General features: G+C 42.5%; 21 protein-coding genes and 1 tRNA gene. 3 read left to right on the top strand and 19 right to left on the bottom strand.

The features are described from left to right. Positions 1-23: 23 nt before the first annotated feature. From thrC to DQQ01_RS08110, 7 genes are all read right to left on the bottom strand, one after another. The gene (gene thrC / locus DQQ01_RS08140) at positions 24-1,511 is read right to left on the bottom strand and encodes a threonine synthase (protein WP_111919611.1); all 1,488 of its coding nucleotides are present in this window, start codon (positions 1,509-1,511) and stop codon (positions 24-26) included. Positions 1,512-1,525: 14 nt separating this feature from the next. Then, on the bottom strand, positions 1,526-2,368 hold the full coding sequence (locus DQQ01_RS08135; protein ID WP_242980256.1) for a cell wall hydrolase: 843 nt from the start codon (positions 2,366-2,368) through the stop codon (positions 1,526-1,528). Positions 2,369-2,511: 143 nt separating this feature from the next. Further along, complete coding sequence (locus tag DQQ01_RS08130; protein ID WP_408607860.1) at positions 2,512-4,113, bottom strand: 2-isopropylmalate synthase; 1,602 nt, start codon at positions 4,111-4,113, stop codon at positions 2,512-2,514. 165 nt (positions 4,114-4,278) lie between these two features. Next, a complete protein-coding gene (locus tag DQQ01_RS08125) occupies positions 4,279-4,920 on the bottom strand; it encodes a hypothetical protein (RefSeq protein WP_111919609.1) in 642 nt (213 codons plus the stop codon). A 64-nt stretch (positions 4,921-4,984) separates the two neighbouring features. After that, positions 4,985-5,650 carry a hypothetical protein gene (locus DQQ01_RS08120; RefSeq protein ID WP_111919608.1) on the bottom strand — a complete coding sequence of 222 codons (666 nt, stop codon included), beginning with the start codon at positions 5,648-5,650 and terminating at the stop codon, positions 4,985-4,987. After that, positions 5,647-6,522 carry an ABC transporter ATP-binding protein gene (locus DQQ01_RS08115; RefSeq protein WP_111919607.1) on the bottom strand — a complete coding sequence of 292 codons (876 nt, stop codon included), beginning with the start codon at positions 6,520-6,522 and terminating at the stop codon, positions 5,647-5,649. The genes DQQ01_RS08120 and DQQ01_RS08115 overlap by 4 nt, the downstream gene beginning before the upstream one ends. A 4-nt stretch (positions 6,523-6,526) precedes the next feature. Beyond that, positions 6,527-6,898 (bottom strand): GntR family transcriptional regulator, encoded by a 372-nt coding sequence (locus tag DQQ01_RS08110; RefSeq protein WP_111919606.1) that lies wholly within the window; start codon positions 6,896-6,898, stop codon positions 6,527-6,529. Positions 6,899-7,068: 170 nt separating this feature from the next. Between DQQ01_RS08110 and DQQ01_RS08105 the strand changes: the two genes are divergently transcribed. Next, positions 7,069-7,142: transfer RNA gene (locus DQQ01_RS08105), tRNA-Pro, on the top strand. A gap of 127 nt (positions 7,143-7,269) precedes the next feature. On the opposite strand, the gene leuD is transcribed toward DQQ01_RS08105, so the two are convergent. Both leuD and leuC read right to left on the bottom strand, forming a co-directional pair. Next, complete coding sequence (leuD, locus tag DQQ01_RS08100) at positions 7,270-7,758, bottom strand: 3-isopropylmalate dehydratase small subunit (protein ID WP_111919605.1); 489 nt, start codon at positions 7,756-7,758, stop codon at positions 7,270-7,272. A 13-nt stretch (positions 7,759-7,771) separates the two neighbouring features. After that, a complete protein-coding gene (gene leuC / locus DQQ01_RS08095; protein ID WP_111919604.1) occupies positions 7,772-9,040 on the bottom strand; it encodes a 3-isopropylmalate dehydratase large subunit in 1,269 nt (422 codons plus the stop codon). Between the two features lie 125 nt (positions 9,041-9,165). Between leuC and DQQ01_RS08090 the strand changes: the two genes are divergently transcribed. Continuing rightward, positions 9,166-10,059 carry a LysR family transcriptional regulator gene (locus DQQ01_RS08090; RefSeq protein ID WP_111919603.1) on the top strand — a complete coding sequence of 298 codons (894 nt, stop codon included), beginning with the start codon at positions 9,166-9,168 and terminating at the stop codon, positions 10,057-10,059. A gap of 76 nt (positions 10,060-10,135) precedes the next feature. Here the strand turns inward: DQQ01_RS08090 and ilvC are convergent, their stop codons facing one another. From ilvC to DQQ01_RS08040, 10 genes are all read right to left on the bottom strand, one after another. Continuing rightward, positions 10,136-11,149: a ketol-acid reductoisomerase gene (gene ilvC, locus DQQ01_RS08085; RefSeq protein ID WP_111919602.1), complete on the bottom strand. Its 1,014-nt coding sequence runs from the start codon at positions 11,147-11,149 to the stop codon at positions 10,136-10,138. Between the two features lie 122 nt (positions 11,150-11,271). After that, positions 11,272-11,790, bottom strand: coding sequence for an acetolactate synthase small subunit (gene ilvN / locus DQQ01_RS08080; RefSeq protein WP_111919601.1), 519 nt, complete (start codon positions 11,788-11,790; stop codon positions 11,272-11,274). A 235-nt stretch (positions 11,791-12,025) separates the two neighbouring features. Then, positions 12,026-12,436 carry an ATP synthase F1 subunit epsilon gene (gene atpC, locus DQQ01_RS08075; RefSeq protein WP_111919600.1) on the bottom strand — a complete coding sequence of 137 codons (411 nt, stop codon included), beginning with the start codon at positions 12,434-12,436 and terminating at the stop codon, positions 12,026-12,028. Between the two features lie 29 nt (positions 12,437-12,465). After that, positions 12,466-13,854, bottom strand: coding sequence for a F0F1 ATP synthase subunit beta (gene atpD / locus DQQ01_RS08070; RefSeq protein WP_111919599.1), 1,389 nt, complete (start codon positions 13,852-13,854; stop codon positions 12,466-12,468). 18 nt (positions 13,855-13,872) lie between these two features. Continuing rightward, on the bottom strand, positions 13,873-14,766 hold the full coding sequence (gene atpG, locus DQQ01_RS08065; protein WP_111919598.1) for an ATP synthase F1 subunit gamma: 894 nt from the start codon (positions 14,764-14,766) through the stop codon (positions 13,873-13,875). A 4-nt stretch (positions 14,767-14,770) separates the two neighbouring features. Continuing rightward, on the bottom strand, positions 14,771-16,279 hold the full coding sequence (atpA, locus tag DQQ01_RS08060) for a F0F1 ATP synthase subunit alpha (protein WP_111919597.1): 1,509 nt from the start codon (positions 16,277-16,279) through the stop codon (positions 14,771-14,773). A gap of 5 nt (positions 16,280-16,284) precedes the next feature. Beyond that, complete coding sequence (atpH, locus tag DQQ01_RS08055) at positions 16,285-16,788, bottom strand: ATP synthase F1 subunit delta (protein WP_111919596.1); 504 nt, start codon at positions 16,786-16,788, stop codon at positions 16,285-16,287. Then, positions 16,769-17,269: a F0F1 ATP synthase subunit B gene (gene atpF / locus DQQ01_RS08050; RefSeq protein WP_111919595.1), complete on the bottom strand. Its 501-nt coding sequence runs from the start codon at positions 17,267-17,269 to the stop codon at positions 16,769-16,771. The genes atpH and atpF overlap by 20 nt, the downstream gene beginning before the upstream one ends. A gap of 33 nt (positions 17,270-17,302) precedes the next feature. After that, positions 17,303-17,515, bottom strand: coding sequence for an ATP synthase F0 subunit C (gene atpE, locus DQQ01_RS08045; protein WP_111919594.1), 213 nt, complete (start codon positions 17,513-17,515; stop codon positions 17,303-17,305). Between the two features lie 27 nt (positions 17,516-17,542). After that, on the bottom strand, positions 17,543-18,211 hold the full coding sequence (locus tag DQQ01_RS08040) for a F0F1 ATP synthase subunit A (protein WP_111919593.1): 669 nt from the start codon (positions 18,209-18,211) through the stop codon (positions 17,543-17,545). 537 nt (positions 18,212-18,748) lie between these two features. On the opposite strand from DQQ01_RS08040, the gene DQQ01_RS08035 reads away from it, so the two are divergent. After that, positions 18,749-19,660, top strand: coding sequence for an NAD(P)/FAD-dependent oxidoreductase (locus DQQ01_RS08035; RefSeq protein WP_111919592.1), 912 nt, complete (start codon positions 18,749-18,751; stop codon positions 19,658-19,660). The last annotated feature ends 7 nt before the right edge of the window (positions 19,661-19,667 follow it).

The following is a 19,667-nucleotide window of genomic DNA, read 5'->3' as shown; positions in this document are numbered from 1 at the left end:
TCTCCTCTTTCCGCTGCAAACCATTATACACCTAAAATTTCTTTTACGGTTTCAGGCATCTCCTCTGCTGAAATCACACGGTCATGAAGCACAGGTGCTGTGCGGATTTCCTCGATTGCTGCAGGAATCTGAACAGCTGCGATACGGGAAAGTTCCTCTGCCAGTTCAAAATCAGACATGGTATCATATGTTTTATCAATGGCATGCATAACGCTTCTGGTAAATTTAAAAGGACTTGCAGTAGATGCAATCACCGTCTTTGCGGAATCCTTTGTTTCTGCTTTGTATTTTGCATATACGGCTGCGGCTACGGCTGTATGAGTATCCATCACATATCCGGCTGTTTTATACAGTTCTGAAATTGCGGCTGCAGTTTCTTCCTCTGTGGCATAATTTCCATAAAACTCCTGAAGATTTTTCTGCATGTCTTCTGTAATTTGATACTTTCCGGTTTCGGAAAGTCCATGCATCAGTTCTCTTGTTTTTTCCGGGTCATTTCCCGCAATACGGTAGATCAGTCTTTCCAGATTGCTGGAAATAAGGATATCCATGGACGGGGAAGTGGTAAGGAGAAATTTCCTGTTTCTGTCATAGCAGCCAGTGGAAAAGAAATCATACAACACCTTATTTTCATTGGACGCACAGATAAATTTTCCAAGGGGCAGTCCCATAAGCTTTGCATAGTATGCTGCCAGAATATTTCCGAAGTTTCCGGTAGGAACCACTACATTAATCTGCTCACCCTCACGGATTCTCCCCTGTGCCAGAAGCTGTCCGTAAGCATAGACATAATAGACAACCTGGGGAACCAGACGACCGATATTGATGGAGTTTGCAGAAGAAAACTGAAAACCTGCCTTATCCAGCTGTTCTGCCAGTTCCCTGTCATTAAATATTTTCTTTACGCCGCTTTGTGCATCGTCAAAATTTCCGGTAATTCCCACCACATAGGTATTCTTTCCCTTCTGGGTTATCATCTGTTTTTCCTGCACAGGGCTTACGCCGTTTTTGGGATAAAAGACAATAATTCTGGTACCCGGCACATCTGCAAAACCTGCCATTGCTGCCTTTCCCGTATCTCCTGAAGTCGCAGTCAAAATCACAATCTCATTCTTCACCCGATTTTTTCTTGCCGCTGTTGTCATCAGATGGGGCAGAATCGAAAGCGCCATATCCTTAAAAGCAATAGTTGCTCCGTGAAACAGCTCCAGATAGAACGCGCCGTTTTTCTCAACCAGAGGTGCAATTTTTTCTGTATCGAATTTATCATCATAGGCATTTGCAATGCAGTTTTTCAGTTCTTCCTCTGTAAAATCTGTCAAAAATCGGCTCATAACCTCATAAGCTGTTTCCTGATAAGACATCTCTGCCAGTCTGGAAAGTGGAATATCTAAGGCCGGAATTTTATCCGGCACAAACAGTCCTCCGTCCTCTGAAAGTCCTTTTAAAATTGCCTCTGAGGCTGTATATGCTCTTTTTGTTCCTCTTGTACTTTTGTATAATACCTGCATACTTTAATCCTTTCTTACGGATATGTATAAAAATCATGCACTCCGTATTGAAACAAAAACTTCAAATCCTTTTTAAACCACGCAACATTGCTTTTGTCCGCGTATTCTTCTTCTACAAAAAACAGGGCGCCTTTGGAATAATTTTCTCCGTCAATGGCACGGTTTACTGCCTCTCTGGTTTCCGCCGAAACCGTTACCGTATGGATTCTGCCGTCTGCTGTGGGGGAAAACTGAGGACTTCCTGCTACGTTTTCCCAGACTACTTCTGTGACTGTGGAAGGAAATTCAGGGCTTTTCATACGGTTAAAAATAACATTCGCCACCAGAATCTTTCCCTTCATATCCTCGCCTCCGGCTTCTGCCTCCACAATTTTCAGCAGCGTATTATAATCCTCATCTGACATGGTAAGCTGCTCTTCTGAAATTCCAATGGATTTTTCCCGAAGCAACTCCACTTTTCTGGCTCCCTCCGTACCAAAATCCAAATCTGAAGCCAACTCTCTTGGTCCTATACGCTGTCCGACTAAAACAACCTCAAAAGAAGTTCCAATTCGCTCTGCTTCGTCCTGATTCTGGCTGAGATAAACGCCTTCAATAATGGAATCTAACCCAAAGGTACTGTTTTCCTCTGTTTCCGTCTCTGACTCTTCATCTCCTACGGCAGCATAAACTTCGTAAAATCCTGCGGCGTGTACGCCATGAAAGGAAAAATCCACGGCCGCCACAGCTATGGCTCCTATTACAAAGACCGCCTTCTCCCGTCTGCTTTTTTTTGAGATTTTTACTCTTTCTGCCAGCCTTTTTGTTCTCTCTACAAGGTAATGAAAGCCTGTTAGAATTGCACATATAATGTCCATACTTTTTTCCTTTAGTCTGTCTTTAAGCTCTAATACTGATTTTCTGAAATTATAAAGGACTTCTGCTGATAAAGTCAAGTCGATACCTGTTTTTTAGGCACTATGCACAATTTCATTTCTGTTTTTCGTATAATATTCTCTGTCTACCGATTATTGATGGCAGTGACCAAAGCATCAATGGAAGCGTGAATAATATCTGCGTGAATACCTGCGCCCCATGCCAGCGTTTTGTCCGGCTTCTGGATTCCCACATAGGCAATCGCTCTGGAACTGGAGCTTTTTTCCAGAGCATGCTCCTGATACGTTACCAGTTCAAACTGCAGGTCATATGCCTGCTTCAAAGCATTGCTAACTGCGTCTAAGCGTCCGTTTCCTGATGCATGAGTAGTCACGGTTTTTCCATTAAAGGAAGAAGTTACCTCTGTATCCATACCGTGTTCTGTCTGTGTAAAATGCACTTCACAGACAGAAAGGGGCGTCACTTTGTTTTCAAAAGTTTTCTTAAACAGCTCAAAGATTTCTTCCGGCAGAAGCTCTTTCTGTGTATGGTCGGAAACAGCCTTTGCCGTATAGCCCATAGCTTCCCGCATTTTTGCCGGAAGATTCAGACCAAACCGGGTTTCCAGAATATAACCTACACCACCTTTTCCGGACTGGCTGTTAATACGGATCACATCTGCATCGTAATTTCTTCCCAAATCTGTAGGGTCAATAGGAAGATACGGCACGGTCCAGTGCTCCGGCTTTTTCTCCTCCAGCCAGTGCATGCCTTTAGCAATAGCGTCCTGATGAGAGCCTGAAAAAGCTGCAAAGACCAACGCGCCGCTGTAAGGACTCCTCTCGTTGATTTTCATGCCTGTAAAAGATTCGTACTGCTCACAGATATCTGTCATATGAGTAAAGTCCAGATTTGGTTCTACGCCTTGAGAATACATATTTAATGCCAGTGTCACAATATCTACATTTCCAGTACGCTCTCCGTTTCCGAAAAGGGTTCCCTCAATACGATCGGCACCTGCCAGCAGTCCCATTTCAGAATCTGCCACGCCGCAGCCTCTGTCATTATGAGGGTGTAAAGAAACCACAACGTTTTCTCTGTATTTCAGATTTTTGCACATGTACTCAACCTGGCTTGCATACACATGGGGCATGGAATGTTGTACCGTAACCGGAAGATTGATAATGGCTTTTCTCTCTTTCGTTGGCTTCCAAACCTCCAAAACCGCATTACACACCTCAAGGGCATATTCCGGCTCTGTTCCGGTAAAGCTTTCCGGGCTATACTCAAAGCGGTAGCTCTCTCCTGCTTCCTCAGTAAGCTCCTTTAACAGCTTTGCTCCTTCTACTGCAATCTGCAGAATCTCTTCCTTTGATTTTCTAAATACTTGCTCTCTCTGGGAAAGAGAGGTCGAATTATATACATGCACAATGACGTTTTTTGCGCCTTTTACTGCCTCAAAGGTTTTCTTGATAATATGTTCTCTTGCCTGGGTGAGCACCTGAATGGTGACATCATCAGGAATGAGATTTTCCTCAATCAGTGTACGAAGAAAGGTATATTCTGTTTCAGATGCTGCGGGAAATCCAACCTCAATTTCCTTAAATCCGATTTTCACCAGAAGCTTAAAAAACTCTATCTTCTGTTCCAGATTCATAGGAATCACCAATGCCTGATTTCCATCTCTCAAATCCACACTGCACCACACAGGCGCCTTCTCTACATAGTCCTTCTTTGCCCAGTCCATACACTCTACTGGCGGAAGGAAATACTGTCTTTTGTATTTGCTGCTGTTTTTCACTTTCTAACTCCTCCCATTTTCATAAATAATTTCTTATTACGATACCATTTTAAAGTATAAACGTCAATTATAAATTCCACCAAAATTAGATTTTTCGCTTATTTGACTTTTCTAATTCGCCTGCATTTTTTTGAATTTAAAAATCCAAAATTCACACCCGGCTATTCCTATGAGAATTTTTAACAACTCTGGGATCAGGAAAAATGTTTCAAACAATCCCGGAAAATTAAAGGGAAGAACAACTTCACCTCTGAAAAGTCCCATTCCAAAAAAGAAGAGAATCATCAGCCCTACACCGCCTTTTACGCCAAAGCGGCGGACAACCCAGGCAGCAATGCCCCCTGCTGCAGTAAACAGAACAGACCACGCCGCAAGCTCTAAAAGCGTATCTATTCCGAATCCGGCAGACTTATCTGTTCCATAAAACTTTTGCAGCAAAAGTGCACCGCAGTGTGTCAAAAGAGCGCTCTCCAAAAGCAGAAGAAAAGTTCCCGTAAGATATACCAGGCTGCTGTTTCTTAAAAATTCCTTTCTGGTTCTTCCAAAACCAATTGCCCAGTCAAAGCTCATGTATAAATCCAGTGCAACCCACGAAACTGCCAGGAAACCGGCTAAAATCCAGGGCGCTTTTACAAGAACCTGTCCATCTATACCAGACCCCAAAGGAAACATACTGTCAAAGTAATGATGCAAAAGACACTGCACTGCCAAAACTACCGCAAAGATTGCAAAAATTACGCCTCCCATGGTCATCAGGTCGCACTTTTTTAATTTCTATTCAATCCATTTTCTTTTTTTCATGTTCTCACCCAAACATCTAAATATGTATCTCTGCCTTTCTGAAAAGTTTCCATGCCAAAAGCGTCAAAAGCAACGTACCACCAGCCAAAATTACTGTCCAAAGGCCCAGAAGACCAATGGAAGACTGCATTTGTAAATTCATCGTAATTTCGCCCTTTTTCAAAATTCCTACCACCATATAGGCAACTACAAAGCCCATCATACCACTGACACATACAATGGGAATCAGTATAAGCTGCCGATATCTCAGATGCAGAACTGCCATGCATTCACAAAAACCCAGCGCAAACAGAGAACCCATGAGCAGAAAAAACAATTCCATGAAAAACATTCCGTTTCGCTGTTTTCCTGTCAAAAGAAAAGAAATCAGGCCTGCGCTCAGCATAGTGAGCATTTTTCCTGCCTGCATATTCCAAAAACACTTTTTTCTGGTACAGCCAAAGCTGATTTTCAGAGGTTCTAGGGTTTCATAATAAAAAATCAGAGTCAAAGCGCCTAACAGCCCTGCAATCAAAATTAAAGGCGCATCGCAGTATTTTTCAATTATATTGACTGTTGCTGACCAGGAAACGCCTTTTCCCCTCAAAAGAAAAAGCGCTATCATAGCACCCAGCAGTAAAACTGCACTGCCTATGTTTCCTCCTGCATAAGAGAAACAGGAATATTTCTTTTTTATATTCATACGTTTTCCTCCTCCCTGCAAAGGCTTACAAAAATTTTCTGGAGATTCACAGGCTGTATGGTAATTCCTTCCTTCTGATTCAGGATTTCGCCCTCCTGTAACCGCACCAGTACGCTTTTACTTCTTCCAAGTGTTTTTGGTTTGTATATTTCTTTTCCCTGTATTACTGCGTCTACCGTTTCTGCCCTTCCACTGACATAAACTGTTTCTTCTAAAAGTTCCTGTGTATTTTCTTTCAAAATAATTTTTCCGTGATGCAGGAAAATCACTTCTTCAAAAATATCAGCTGCCTCTTCTATAATGTGTGTGGAAATCACAAAAGTTCTTCCCGTTTCCGTAAATTCTTCCAGCAAAAGCTGATAAAACTGTTCTCTTGCCACCACATCCAGACCAGATACTGGTTCGTCCAAAAATGTGAAATCTGCTTTGCTTGCCAGGGCTGTCACTGCACCCAGCATGGATACCATACCTTTGGAAAGCTTTATGAGTCGCTGTTTTGGTTCCAGATGAAATAGTTTTACCAGACGTTCTGCCATCTCCTTATCCCAGTGAGGCAGATAAGAGGCAGCCATATTTAAGTATTCTTTTACTTTTAAACCGCCGGAATTACTGTTTGCACTGGTGATAATCTCTCTGGCAAAATAAATATGGCTTAAAGCCTCTGCATTTTCCCATATGGGTTCTCCGTCTAAAAGAAGCTGCCCGGAAGATACAGGATTCTGTGCAGACAGAATAGACAAAAGCATTGTCTTTCCTGCACCGTTTCTTCCGATAAGTCCATATATCTTTCCTTTTTCCAGGGTTAAATTGACCCCTTGTAAAACTTCTTTTGCTTTATAATTTTTCTTCAGATTCCTGCATTCGATTTTCATAAACTTAAACCTCCCCAATTTCTGTTGTGATCATGTCAATTAAGTCTTCCTTTGTAATGCCAAGACTTGCTGCCTCTATCAGCATGCCCTGAACATAAGTTTTAAAAAAATTCTCTTTTCTTCTCTTTTGTATGGCTTTCTTTGCCCCTTCTGCCACAAACATGCCGATTCCTCTTTTTTTGTACAAAATTCCCTCGTCCACTAACAAATTTACCCCCTTTGCTGCTGTTGCCGGATTAATGGCATAGAGCTTTGCCAGTTCATTGGTACTTGGTACCCGCTCCTCTTCCAGCAGAATATCTCTCAAAATATCGGTTTCTATCATTTCTTTAATTTGTATATAAATTGATTTTTCCTGACTGAGCAATTCCTGCACAACTTCTCACCTCCTGCCTTTTAAAACTCTCATGCAGTTACTTATATAGTTCATTACTTATATAATTAACCATATTACCGCACAGGCAAAATGTCAAGTTCTATCCTACTTATTTTCACCAAAAAAGTTCTTGATTTTTCCAATGAAATCTGATAGAATATAATTCGTTCCGGGGTATGGCGTAGCTTGGTAGCGCGCACGGCTGGGGGCCGTGAGGTCGCAGGTTCAAATCCTGTTGCCCCGACTAAAGGTATCTGTAAATGCAGATACCTTTTTATGTTACAAAATCCCTCTTAAAAATTCCAGCACAAAAAGGACTGCTGTGTTTCTGTACAGCAATCCCCTTGTTTTATAAATTCTAAAGTTTTTTCTTACTTCTGTCCATTAATATAATTTACCAGACCTTCCGCCTTAATAATTTTCTGCATAAATTCCGGGAACGCCTGTCCCTGAAAAGAAGTCCCCCTGGTCTTATTAGTAATTATACCACTGTCAAAATCCACCTCTACCTCATCTCCGGCTTGAATTCCTTTTGCCGCCTCCGGACACTCCACAATAGGAAGACCGATATTAATAGCATTGCGATAAAAAATTCTGGCAAAGGTTTCTGCAATCACACAGCTTACCCCTGCTGCCTTAATCGCAATCGGAGCATGTTCTCTGGAAGAGCCGCAGCCAAAGTTTTTGTCTGCCACAATGATATCGCCTTTTTTTACTTTTTTTACAAAATCCCTGTCAATATCCTCCATGCAATGCTCTGCCAGTTCTGCCGGGTCTGACGAATTCAGATATCTGGCAGGAATAATCACATCAGTATCTACATTATCTCCATATTTAAAAACACTTCCGCTTGCCTTCATCTTTCTCTCCTCCTTATAACCCTAATTCTTCCGGAACAGAAATTTTCCCTGTCACGGCACTGGCTGCTGCCACTGCAGGGCTTGCCAGATAGACCTCTGATTTTATATGTCCCATGCGGCCTACAAAATTCCGGTTTGTAGTGGAAATACAACGCTCTCCCTCTGCCAGAATCCCCATATAACCACCCAGACACGGACCGCAGGTCGGAGTACTTACCACAGCACCTGCCTCAATAAAGATTTTTAAAAGCCCCTCTTCCATTGCCTGAAGATAAATTTTCTGCGTTGCCGGAATCACAATACAGCGAACGCCCTTTTTCACCTTACGTCCCTTCAAAATTTCCGCAGCACATCTCAGGTCATCAATCCTGCCGTTTGTACAGGAACCAATGACTGACTGGTCAATGGCTACTTCTTCGGAAAGCTCTTCCACCACTCTGGTATTTGAAGGAAGATGAGGAAAGGACACCGTGGATTTCAAGGCACTTAAATCAATGGTGTATTCCTCGTCGTATACAGCATCCTCATCAGCCTCGTATACAGTATATGGGCGCATGGAATGTTCCTTCATGTATTCAATAGCAACATCATCGACCGGGAAAATTCCATTTTTTCCTCCTGCCTCAATTGCCATATTTGCAATGGTAAAACGGTCATCCATAGACAAATTCTGAATGCCCTCCCCCACAAACTCCATAGATTTATAAAGCGCACCGTCTACGCCAATCATACCGATAATGTGTAAAATCACATCTTTTCCGCTGACCCACTTCGCAGGTTTTCCCACCAGATTAAACCTAATGGCAGAAGGAACCTTAAACCATGCTTTTCCGGTTGCCATGCCTGCTGCCATATCCGTGCTTCCCACTCCTGTGGAAAATGCACCCAAAGCGCCATAAGTACAGGTATGGGAATCTGCACCGATAATCACATCGCCTGCAACAGTCAATCCCTTTTCAGGAAGGAGAGCATGCTCAATTCCCATTTCCCCTACATCAAAATAATTGGTAATCTCGTGGCGGCATGCAAATTCCCTCACACATTTGCAGTGTTCTGCTGATTTAATATCCTTATTCGGAATAAAGTGATCCATAACCAAAGCCACCTTGTCCTTATCAAACACGGTATCTACTGTCATTTTATCCATTTCATGAATGGCTACCGGGGAAGTAATATCATTTCCCAGCACCAAATCCAAATTTGCTTCTATTAACTGTCCTGCTTCTACTTTATCTAATCCGGCATGGGCTGCCAGAATTTTTTGTGTCATTGTCATTCCCATATAGCTTTACCTCCTGCTGTTTTTGCTATTGCCATTTTATCATATATTTTGCTATAATAGAAATACATATAAAACATGACAGACATAACTTTAATTTATAAACACAACAGAAAGGATAGACTTTTATGGATCAGAATCTTTCCCTATACAAAGTTTTCTACACGGTTGCAAATACCGGAAACATTTCAAAAGCCGCAGCAGAGCTTTATATCAGCCAGCCTGCCATCAGCAAATCCATTCGTAAACTGGAACAAAATCTGGAGGTCACTCTGTTTTCCCGAAATTCCAGAGGGGTACATCTCACAGAGGAAGGAGAGGTTCTCTATGACTATGTGCAGAAGGCCTTTTATTCCCTTCAGCTTGGAGAAATGCAGCTTAAGAAAATCAATGAACTGGGCATCGGACATTTACGCATTGGTGTATCCACCACCCTCTGCAAATACGTACTTCTGGATTATTTAAAGGACTTTATTGCCGCCCACCCTCATATCCGTATTACTATTGAATGTCAGTCCACCAACCACACGCTCCAGCTTCTGAAAGAAAACAAAATCGACCTGGGGCTTATCGGAAAACCGGAAAGACTGCATCATATTCCTTTTGAAACTCTGGGAGAAATCGAAGATATTTTTGTCAGCACTAACAGCTATCTGGAAAATCTGGCACTGCGAACAGATTCCAAGGAGGATATTTTAAGAACTGCGGCCCTGATGCTTATGGATAAGGAAAACATCACCCGACAGTATATTGATGATTATCTGGCTTTTCATCACATTGAAAACAGCAATGTCCTGGAAGTTTCTGCCATGGATCTGCTTATTGAATTTACCAAAATTGGACTGGGGGTTGCCTGCGTAATCCGCCAGTTCGTGGAAAAAGAACTGCAGGAGGGCACACTGGTAGAAATCCCCCTTCCCGCTCCTATCCACAAACGGGAAATCGGTTTTGTCCATCTGGCAGATACTCAGACCAATCCTGTTATTCAGGAATTTATAGACTTTTGCAAAAAAAATGCTTAAAAACAGAGCTGTCACAGCCCATCTATGGGGTTCTGCGGCAGCTCTGTTCTTTTACACAATTTTCTCAAAAATCCAATCAGTTGTCAATCAGTTTTTCTTTTCCGTTCCAACTGTACAACTTACGAAGTTCTGCACCTACTTCTTCTAACTGATGCTCTGCTTCTCTTCTTCTCATTGCACCAAAGTGCATACAACCGGACTGATTTTCCAGAATCCAGTTCTTTGCAAAGGTACCGTCCTGAATATCTGCCAAAATCTGTTTCATGGCTTTCTTTGTTTCTTCTGTCACAATCTTAGGTCCTGTAATATAATCACCAAATTCTGCTGTATTGGAGATAGAATATCTCATGCCCTTAAAACCGCTTTCGTAAATCAGATCTACAATCAGTTTCATTTCATGGATACATTCAAAGTATGCATTTTCCGGAGCATAACCTGCTTCTACCAGAGTTTCAAACCCTGCCTTCATAAGAGCTGTAACACCACCGCAAAGAACTGCCTGTTCTCCAAAAAGGTCTGTTTCTGTTTCCACTTTGAAAGTAGTTTCCAGAACACCTGCTCTTGCACCGCCTAAAGCTGCTGCATAAGCCAAAGCCTTGTCTTTTGCTTTACCTGTATAATCCTGCTGTACAGCCACTAAACAAGGAGTACCGCGTCCAATCTGATATTCACTTCTTACTGTATGACCTGGTGCTTTTGGAGCAATCATAGTTACATCTACATTTGCGGGAGGTTTAATCTGTCCGAAATGGATTGCAAAACCGTGAGCAAACATCAACATATTGCCTTCTTCCAGGTTCGGCTCAATGGATTCCTTATAGAGCTTTGCCTGCTTCTCGTCATTAATAAGAATCATGATAATATCTGCTTTTTTTGCCGCTTCTGCTGCTGTGTAAACCTCAAATCCCTGCTTTACAGCCTTATCCCAGGATTTAGATCCTTCATACAAGCCTACAATGACGTTACAGCCTGATTCCTTTAAATTTAATGCATGTGCATGACCCTGGCTTCCATAACCGATAATGGCAATGGTTTTCCCCTCTAATAAAGCCATGTTGCAATCTTCCTGATAATAAATTTTTACTGCCATTTTTTCTTCCTCCTGAATTTTTTTATGTATGTCAGAGATAAAATCTCCAATAACCTAAGTTAAATAATCTCGCTACGAGATTTTCCGCCTGCAACGGGTTGTAAACGAATTTTCCTATAAAGTTAAAAATCTTCCTCCTCATCGGAAGGATAAAAAATATCATCTGCCCCTCTGGAAAGACCTGCAATACCGGTTCTTGCCAGTTCGAGAATCTCATAGCCGTCCAGCAGATCAATAAATGCCTCCAGCTTTGATTTGTTTCCTGTAAGCTCGATAATCATGGACTCTTTGCCCACATCAATAATATTGGCTCTGAAAATATCCACAATGGCAGAAACCCCGGCTCTCTGCTCAGGCGTTACCTTTACCTTTACCAGCATCAGCTCTCTGGTTACGCTCTGTCCGTCCTTTAAGACTTTTACGGAAAGTACGTCTTCCAACTTCTCCACCTGTCTGGTAATCTGCTCCAGAATCAGCTCATCTCCCTTGCACACCACTGTCATACGAGTGTAGTTTGGATCCGTGGTAATACCGGCTGACAGACTGTCTATGTTGTATCCCCGGCGGCTGAACAATCCGGAAACCCGGCTCAGTACACCGGCTGTATTTTCAACCAGAATGGACAATATCCTTTTATTCATACAGCACCTTCTTCCATGCTTTTTGGCTAACTTTTGTTGACATTCTACCAACTATTTCCGGCTTTGTCAATGCATACAGGGCGTTATAACTAATTACTATGTAATGCATAATTCAGAGTAATAGCATTCCGTGACAGCGCACTCCCACAAAAAGTAGAAAGATAGAGCCGCACACTGCTTTTGCACGACTCTGTCTTTTCTTATTTCAGATTCTATTTATTCTGCTGTAATCTTCTCAGATTCCTTTATCCCTTGCTGCCTTCATACGAGCCATAGCTCTTGCCAGGGAGGCCTTAGAAACATAATATTCCTGCAGACTCTGTTTCTGGCGAAGCTGCTCTTCTGCACGTTCCTTTGCATCGCGGGCACGTTTTAAGTCAATATCCTCCGGTCTTTCAATACTGTCTGCCAGCACAGTAACACGGTTGTTGATAATCTGTGCAAAACCGCCGCCTACAATGGCTGTATACCAGGTATCGTCCTCTGTCTGAATACGCATTTCTCCCGGAACAATGGCAACCATCATATCTGCATGATGCGCCAGTATGGTGATAGCGCCATCTTTTGCAGGGAGTGAGATAGATTTTCCTCTGCCGTGATAAAAATCCTTATCACTGGCAATGACATTTAAACCAAATGTATTCATATGCCTTCACTCCTTACTGTTTCTCGTTCTCAGGCTTCCTGCTTTGCCTTTTCAATAACCTCATCAATGGTACCTACGTTAAAGAATGCATTTTCCGGATACTCGTCCATTTCTCCATTGACAATCATCTTAAAGCCGCGGATTGTTTCCTTTAAAGGCACATATTTACCTGGAATACCGGTAAAGACTTCTGCCACATGGAAAGGCTGAGAAAGAAATTTCTGTACCTTTCTGGCACGGGCAACAATCTTTTTATCTTCTTCAGAAAGCTCTTCCATACCCAAAATTGCAATAATATCCTGAAGTTCCTTGTATTTCTGCAGGTATTCCTGTACCTTTCTGGCAGTTTCGTAGTGTTCTTCGCCTACTACATCTACTTCCAAAATACGAGAACTGCTCTCCAGAGGATCGACTGCCGGATAAATACCCTGCTCTACAATCTTTCTGGACAGAACCGTGGTAGCGTCCAGATGTGCAAAGGTTGTGGCAGGCGCCGGGTCTGTCAGGTCATCGGCAGGCACATAAACTGCCTGTACAGAAGTAACAGAACCGTTCTTTGTAGACGCAATACGCTCCTGCAGCTCACCCATTTCTGTTGCCAGCGTAGGCTGATAGCCTACTGCGGAAGGCATACGTCCCAGAAGAGCGGACACCTCAGAACCAGCCTGTGTGAAACGGAAAATATTATCAATAAACAGCAACACATTCTGATGCTCTTCATCACGGAAATACTCTGCCATGGTAAGACCTGTTTCTGCTACACGCATACGGGCACCAGGCGGCTCATTCATCTGTCCAAACACCAGAGCTGTTTTTTCCAGAACCCCGGATTCTTTCATTTCTGTCCAGAGATCATTTCCTTCACGGGAACGCTCTCCAACGCCGGTAAAAATAGAATATCCGCCGTGCTCTGTTGCAATATTACTGATAAGTTCCTGAATCAATACGGTTTTGCCCACACCGGCGCCACCGAAAAGCCCGATTTTACCACCCTTTGCATAAGGTGCCAGAAGGTCGATAACCTTAATACCTGTTTCCAGAATCTCTACAACAGGACTCTGTTCTTCAAAGGTTGGCGGATCCCTGTGAATAACCCAATGCTTGACGTTTTCTAACTGCTGGCCTTTATCTATGGTTTCACCCAGAACATTAAAAAGACGTCCCAACGTTTCTTTTCCTACAGGCACGGAAATACCTGCTCCTGTAGCAGTAACCTCCATATCCTTGCAAAGCCCGTCGCTGGAAGCCAGCATAATACAGCGCACGGTACGATTTCCAATATGCTGCGCTACTTCCATAACCAGCTTTCTGCCGTTTAACTCTACAGTCAGAGCGTCTTTGATGCTTGGGAGGTCCTGATTTTCAAATTCTACGTCTACGACAGGTCCCATGACCTGTACAATTTTACCCTTTTCCATTAAAAGGAAACCTCCTTTTTACAGTTTCTTTTTCTGTGCTTTGGCGCCGCTGATAACCTCTGTAATTTCCTGGGTTATGGCAGCTTGCCGCACACGGTTGTATTTTATTGATAAATCCTTCAGCATGTCCCTGGCACTGGAAGTTGCCGCGTCCATGGCCATCATACGGGAATTGTGTTCACTGGCATAGGATTCTACCAGACAGCCGTAAATCATACCGCGCAGGTAGTTTGGTACAATGCTGTTTAACACCTCTTCCGCAGAAGGAACCATTTCGATTTCCTCCTGGTGAATATCTACAAGCTGCTGCAGGGACGTATTGAAGGCTGCTTTTTTCAGCGGCAAAAGCTGCTTCTTTTCAGCTACCATGGTGGCTGCATTTGCCATACGGGTATAGATAATGTGAACCTCGTCCAGTTCACCCTCCAGGTACATGGCAATCATCTTTTCGGAAATCACCCTGGCTCTGTGCATGGTAGGCTTCTGCACCGTAAAACGGAAATTCGTATCCACGTCCACGTCTTTTTTAAAGAAATACTGTCTTCCCACCTCACCCAGAACAAAAAGCTGGGTATGGTGATTTTTTTCCATACATTCTTCTGCGATTTTAAAGACATTGTGGTTATAGGCTCCTGCCAGCCCCTTATCTGCAGAAACGACAATGTATCCGATTTTCTTATCCTCCGGCGCAATTTCCAATCTTTCATCAAAATATTTATGCTCTGTATCATCCATATGACGCAGAACACGTCCTATGGCAGACTGAAGAGAATAAAAATAAGGCTCTGTATCTGCCAGAGTTTTTCTGGCTCTTTTTAATTTTGATGAAGAAATCATGTACATGGCACTGGTAATTTTCATTGTATCCTGGATACTTTTCATACGGCTTTGTATCTCTTTTGCACTTGCCATTTTATCACCTGTTCCTGTCCTTAAATTCCTCTGCTACCTTCAAAATTTTCTTACCAAGTTCCTCGGAAAGCACCTTCTTTCCATTGATTTCCTCTCTGATTTCCGGATATTTGGTATCAAAATATTCCAGCATATCCATCTGGAACTTCTTCACCTCTTTTATCGGAATATCGGTAAGAACCTTATGAGTCACTGCCCACAGGGTAATCACCTGTTCATGAGAAGCAAGAGGTCTGCAAAGAGGCTGCTTTAAAAGCTCCATTAAACATTTTCCATAATCAAGCTGTGCCTTTGTTGCATCATCCAGGTCAGAGGAAAACTGGGTAAATACTTCCATTTCCCGGTACTGTGCCAAATCAATACGCATGCTTCCTGATGCTTTTTTCATTGCCTTTGTCTGTGCCGCACCGCCTACACGGGATACAGAAAGACCTACGTTTACTGCCGGACGCACACCCGCGTTAAATAAATCACTTTCCAGGAAAATCTGTCCGTCTGTAATGGAAATAACGTTGGTAGGAATGTAAGCAGATACATCTCCTGCCTGTGTTTCAATAATAGGCAGCGCTGTAATGGAACCACCTCCTGCCTCCTCGCTCAAACGGCTGGAACGCTCCAGCAGTCTGGAATGAAGATAGAAAACATCGCCGGGATAAGCCTCACGTCCCGGAGAACGCTCTAAAAGCAGGGACAGCGCACGGTAAGCCACTGCATGCTTGGATAAATCATCATATACAATCAGTACGTCTTTACCATGATACATAAAGTATTCTGCAAGAGCTGTACCGGAATATGGTACAATGTACTGCAAAGGCGCACAGTCACTTGCTGTTGCGGAAAATACCGTGGTATATTCCATAGCGCCGTATTTTTCCAAAGTTCCCACCAACTTAGCTACTGTAGAAGCCTTCTGACCAATAGCTACATAGATACAAATCACATTTTTGCCTTTCTGGTTTAAAATTGTATCTACAGCAATAGAAGTTTTACCTGTCTGACGGTCACCGATAATCAACTCACGCTGTCCGCGTCCGATTGGGAACATGGAATCAATGGCAAGAATACCGGTTTCCATTGGCACAGATACAGACTTACGGTCAATAATTCCTGGCGCCTCCTGCTCGATTGGACGGTAGTCCTGGGCCTTGATTTCACCCTTGCCGTCAATAGGAGCGCCCAGAGCATCGACGATTCTTCCGATAAATCCCTCTCCTACAGGAATACCTGCTTTTTTCTTAGTACGGGCAACCTTTGTACCTTCCTTAATACCTGTGTCCTTGCCGAAAATGATAACACCGATTTCATTTCTTTTGATATCCTGCACCATTCCCTTAACACCATTTTCAAAGGTTACAATTTCGCCGTACATGGCATGGTCAATCCCGTAAACAGTCGCAATTCCGTCGCCTACCCAGATGACGTTTCCTACTTCCCGGACGCCAGCTTTGGTATCGAAATTTTCAATTTCTTCTTTCAGAATAGAAATAATTTCTTCTGAATTGATTGAACTCAAACCGTTCACCTCCAGATTAATTTTTGTTGTAATGCATTGATACGGCCTTTTAAGCTGTAATCAAATTCCTGGTCTTTTACCCGAAGGACAAATCCTCCCACCAGGCTTTTCTCTTCTTTTAATGTAAACGCCACTGCCTTTGCTCCGTATTTCTTATTTAAAAATGCCTCGATTCCCTCCAACTGCTCTTTGGACGGCGGAACCACATAGGAAAGCTCTGCGTTTAAAATCTGATTCTGTTCGTTATAATATTCCTGATATGCCTGAAAAATCTCATATAAAAGTTCTGCGTGATGATGTCTGCAAAGAACACAGATAACATCCGCCACCTTTTTCTCAAAAATTCTCTTTATGGCTTTTTCCTTCTGTGAAACGGGCACCACCGGGCTTTCCAGCACAGGGAAAAGCTGTGGTGTCTTTTCAAAAATTTCCTTTGCCTCTTTGATACTCTCCGGAGAAACGGAAAGCCCGTAAAGCACTCTTGCGTAATTAATGGAGGTCTGTGTCATGTGCATCACCTGCTTTTGCTAAAAATTCATCATAGAGCATGCGGTTTCCATTTTCGCTGCTGCCATCTAAAAGCAGCTTTTTTGCCGCTTCCATAGCCAAACCTGCGATTTCCGCTTTTGCACCCTGCATGGCATTTTCTCTTTCCTGCTCTGCAGTATTCTTTGCTGTTTCTATGATTTTTGCTGCCTGCAGATTTGCATTCTTCACAATGCCCTCACTCATCTGCCTTGCGTCTGCCTTCGCATCTTCAATAATCTGTACAGATTCTTCTTTTGCAGAAGAAAGCGCCTGTTCGTACTGCCCTTTTAACTCCTCTGCCTTTTCCTGAACGGTCTTTGCATTGTCAAGCTGGCTTTCAATGAGTGCCTTTCTTTTTTCCATAATTCCCAGAACTGGTCCGATAAGGAATTTTTTCATCAAAAGATAAAGAACAATCAGGTTTATAATCGTCCAGACAAGGTCCCAACCTAATTTCAGCACCTTTCCTGCACCTGCCTTTCTCTCATTGATGAATTATAAGAATAAAATTAACAGACCGATAACGAAACCGTAAATGGCTGTTGCCTCTGCAAGAGCACAGCCTAAAAGAAGGGCTTTACTGATTTTGCTCTCTGCCTCCGGCTGTCTTGCAATAGCCTCTACTGCCTTAGAGGTTGCCATACCGATACCAATACCTGCTCCAATACCTGTTAATACTGCAATAGCTGCTCCGATTGCTGCTGTCATAATTCATTTCTCCTTTTCTTCTTGAATTTACTCTTCTATCTGCTCTTTTATAAAGAGGGACGTTAAAAAAACAAATACATAGGTCTGAATCAGACCGTCAAAAACATCAAAATACAAACTGAACGGAATGGGCAAAATCGCCGGCATTACCGTTTTCAGCAATTCCATAATAACAAAGGAACCAATTACATTACCAAAAAGCCGCATACACAAAGATATGGGACGGATTGCAATTTCCATAATGTTAATTGGTGTAACCAAAGGCATAGGTTCTGCAAAACTTTTTAGAAATCCTTTCATACCTTTTTTATGGAAGCCGGAATAATAAATCAGGAAAAGACTCATAAGTGACAAAGCTGCCGTTACGTTCAAATCCTTAGTAGGGGGCTTAAAGCCAAGCAAACCGATAAGGTTCGCCACTCCGATATAAAGAGCTGTGGAAATCAGATAAGGAATATATCTTCTGCCCTCTTTGCCCAGAATGTCTGTAAAGAAATTATCCAGAAAACTTATAAAAGCTTCCAGCGCCAACTGCTTCTTTCCCGGATTTTCCACTTTCAGATTTCGGACAAACACAATAGCCAGAAGGGTAAGCACCGCCATGATAATCCAGGTAACCACTACAGATTCTCCTATCGGAATCCCGCCGAAGATGGGAATATTGAATACGGTTTCGCAATTTAACTCTTCCGTAATTCTTTCCGCTATGTTATTCGTAGGACATCTCCCCTTTCTGTGTTAATGAATTCTTCACTTTCTCCTTTCCATTTTCTATTGTTGCTGTGGCAATAAAACAGATATGGCACTTGTTTTTGTGTCTTCTTATTAATTGCTTTTAACACATTACTGCTAATTAATTGATTTGTCAATCTTTCCTTTCTTCCCGCAAAATGCCGGAAATTTCGTCATTTTTTCATGTAGTTTTTTAAAGTTTTCTGCTCTTTTTGTAAGATATTCCATGGTTTTTCTATACCGTTTGGTATACACTGGTTCTACCACTTGCTTTTTTCACAATTTCTTTAGAGTTTGATTATAAAATTTTATTATTTTTCACTATTTCTCTATAGATAAAAAAAGAAAACCTGTTTTAATTGTCTAATAAAATTATCTTTCTTTGGTTATTTCTGCGAAGAGCTGTACATTTTCAATATGCATCTGCTGCGCCTCTCTCAAAAGCTTTGCTTCTTCTGCGAATTGTGCTATTCTTAATAATAAAAGGAGGTACAGAGCTTTATGGAACAAACACTGAAAAACCCAGAGCAAAACACGGAGCTGATTATTGCCGGCGCAGGTCCGGCGGGCATATCTGCAGCCCTGTATGCTGTCCGGGCAGGTATCACCCCTCTCATACTCTACAAGGACGGCGGAGCCCTGGAAAAGGCAAAGGAAATTGAAAACTATTACGGTTTTCCTGCACCAATTTCCGGAAAGCAACTTTATGAAAACGGACTGGTACAAATACAGGCACTGTCTGTTCCTGCTCTGCAGGAAGAGCTTTTATCCATAGAATACAACGGAGAGTATCTGGTTCGCACTGCTTTTCATAATTTTCATGCAAAGGCAGTGATTCTGGCAACCGGAACAAAAAGGAATACACTTTCTTTAAAGGAATTGAAAAAATACGAGGAAAACAATATCAGCTACTGCGCCATTTGCGATGGCTTCTTTTACCGCCAAAAGGAAGTGGCTGTTCTGGGGAATGGTCCTTATGCGCTCCATGAGGCAAAAGTTTTAGAGCCTCTGGCAAAAAAGGTTACGATTCTTACAAATGGGAAAAATCCTGAATTTTCTGTTTCCGAGTTGGGGAGCATTTCTATAGAAAAACGAAAAATTGTTTCTGCCAAAGGCGATACCTCTCTCTCTAACCTGGAACTGGAGGATCGCACTCTTTTCCCACTGGACGGACTTTTTGTGGCTCTTGGAACTGCAGACAGCACAGACATTGCCAGAAAACTGGGACTTTTTATGGAAGACAATCACATTTTAATTGAACCGGATACCAGCACAGCCCTTCCCGGACTTTTTGCTGCCGGAGATTGTACAGGAGGTCTTTTGCAGATTTCAAAGGCTGTGTATGAAGGCGCTTTGGCAGGAACTAAGGCTGTAGAATATCTGCAGCAGCAAAAAAGAGAAAAAGAAATGTAAGCTTATC

It is taken from the genome of Blautia argi (genome assembly GCF_003287895.1).
Lineage (GTDB): Bacteria > Bacillota > Clostridia > Lachnospirales > Lachnospiraceae > Blautia > Blautia argi.
The sequence above is the reverse complement of the archived record's forward strand: the minus strand, read 5'-3'. Positions and strand labels throughout refer to the sequence as shown.

Coding starts and splice junctions, on each gene's coding strand:
- thrC (WP_111919611.1), bottom strand. CDS start 1,511: ATGCAGGTATTATACAAAAGTACAAGAGGAACAAAAAGAGCATATACA.
- DQQ01_RS08135 (WP_242980256.1), bottom strand. CDS start 2,368: ATGGACATTATATGTGCAATTCTAACAGGCTTTCATTACCTTGTAGAG.
- DQQ01_RS08130 (WP_408607860.1), bottom strand. CDS start 4,113: ATGGACTGGGCAAAGAAGGACTATGTAGAGAAGGCGCCTGTGTGGTGC.
- DQQ01_RS08125 (WP_111919609.1), bottom strand. CDS start 4,920: ATGACCATGGGAGGCGTAATTTTTGCAATCTTTGCGGTAGTTTTGGCA.
- DQQ01_RS08120 (WP_111919608.1), bottom strand. CDS start 5,650: ATGAATATAAAAAAGAAATATTCCTGTTTCTCTTATGCAGGAGGAAAC.
- DQQ01_RS08115 (WP_111919607.1), bottom strand. CDS start 6,522: ATGAAAATCGAATGCAGGAATCTGAAGAAAAATTATAAAGCAAAAGAA.
- leuD (WP_111919605.1), bottom strand. CDS start 7,758: ATGAAGGCAAGCGGAAGTGTTTTTAAATATGGAGATAATGTAGATACT.
- leuC (WP_111919604.1), bottom strand. CDS start 9,040: ATGGGAATGACAATGACACAAAAAATTCTGGCAGCCCATGCCGGATTA.
- DQQ01_RS08090 (WP_111919603.1), top strand. CDS start 9,166: ATGGATCAGAATCTTTCCCTATACAAAGTTTTCTACACGGTTGCAAAT.
- ilvC (WP_111919602.1), bottom strand. CDS start 11,149: ATGGCAGTAAAAATTTATTATCAGGAAGATTGCAACATGGCTTTATTA.
- ilvN (WP_111919601.1), bottom strand. CDS start 11,790: ATGAATAAAAGGATATTGTCCATTCTGGTTGAAAATACAGCCGGTGTA.
- atpC (WP_111919600.1), bottom strand. CDS start 12,436: ATGAATACATTTGGTTTAAATGTCATTGCCAGTGATAAGGATTTTTAT.
- atpD (WP_111919599.1), bottom strand. CDS start 13,854: ATGGAAAAGGGTAAAATTGTACAGGTCATGGGACCTGTCGTAGACGTA.
- atpG (WP_111919598.1), bottom strand. CDS start 14,766: ATGGCAAGTGCAAAAGAGATACAAAGCCGTATGAAAAGTATCCAGGAT.
- atpH (WP_111919596.1), bottom strand. CDS start 16,788: ATGACACAGACCTCCATTAATTACGCAAGAGTGCTTTACGGGCTTTCC.
- atpE (WP_111919594.1), bottom strand. CDS start 17,515: ATGACAGCAGCAATCGGAGCAGCTATTGCAGTATTAACAGGTATTGGA.
- DQQ01_RS08035 (WP_111919592.1), top strand. CDS start 18,749: ATGGAACAAACACTGAAAAACCCAGAGCAAAACACGGAGCTGATTATT.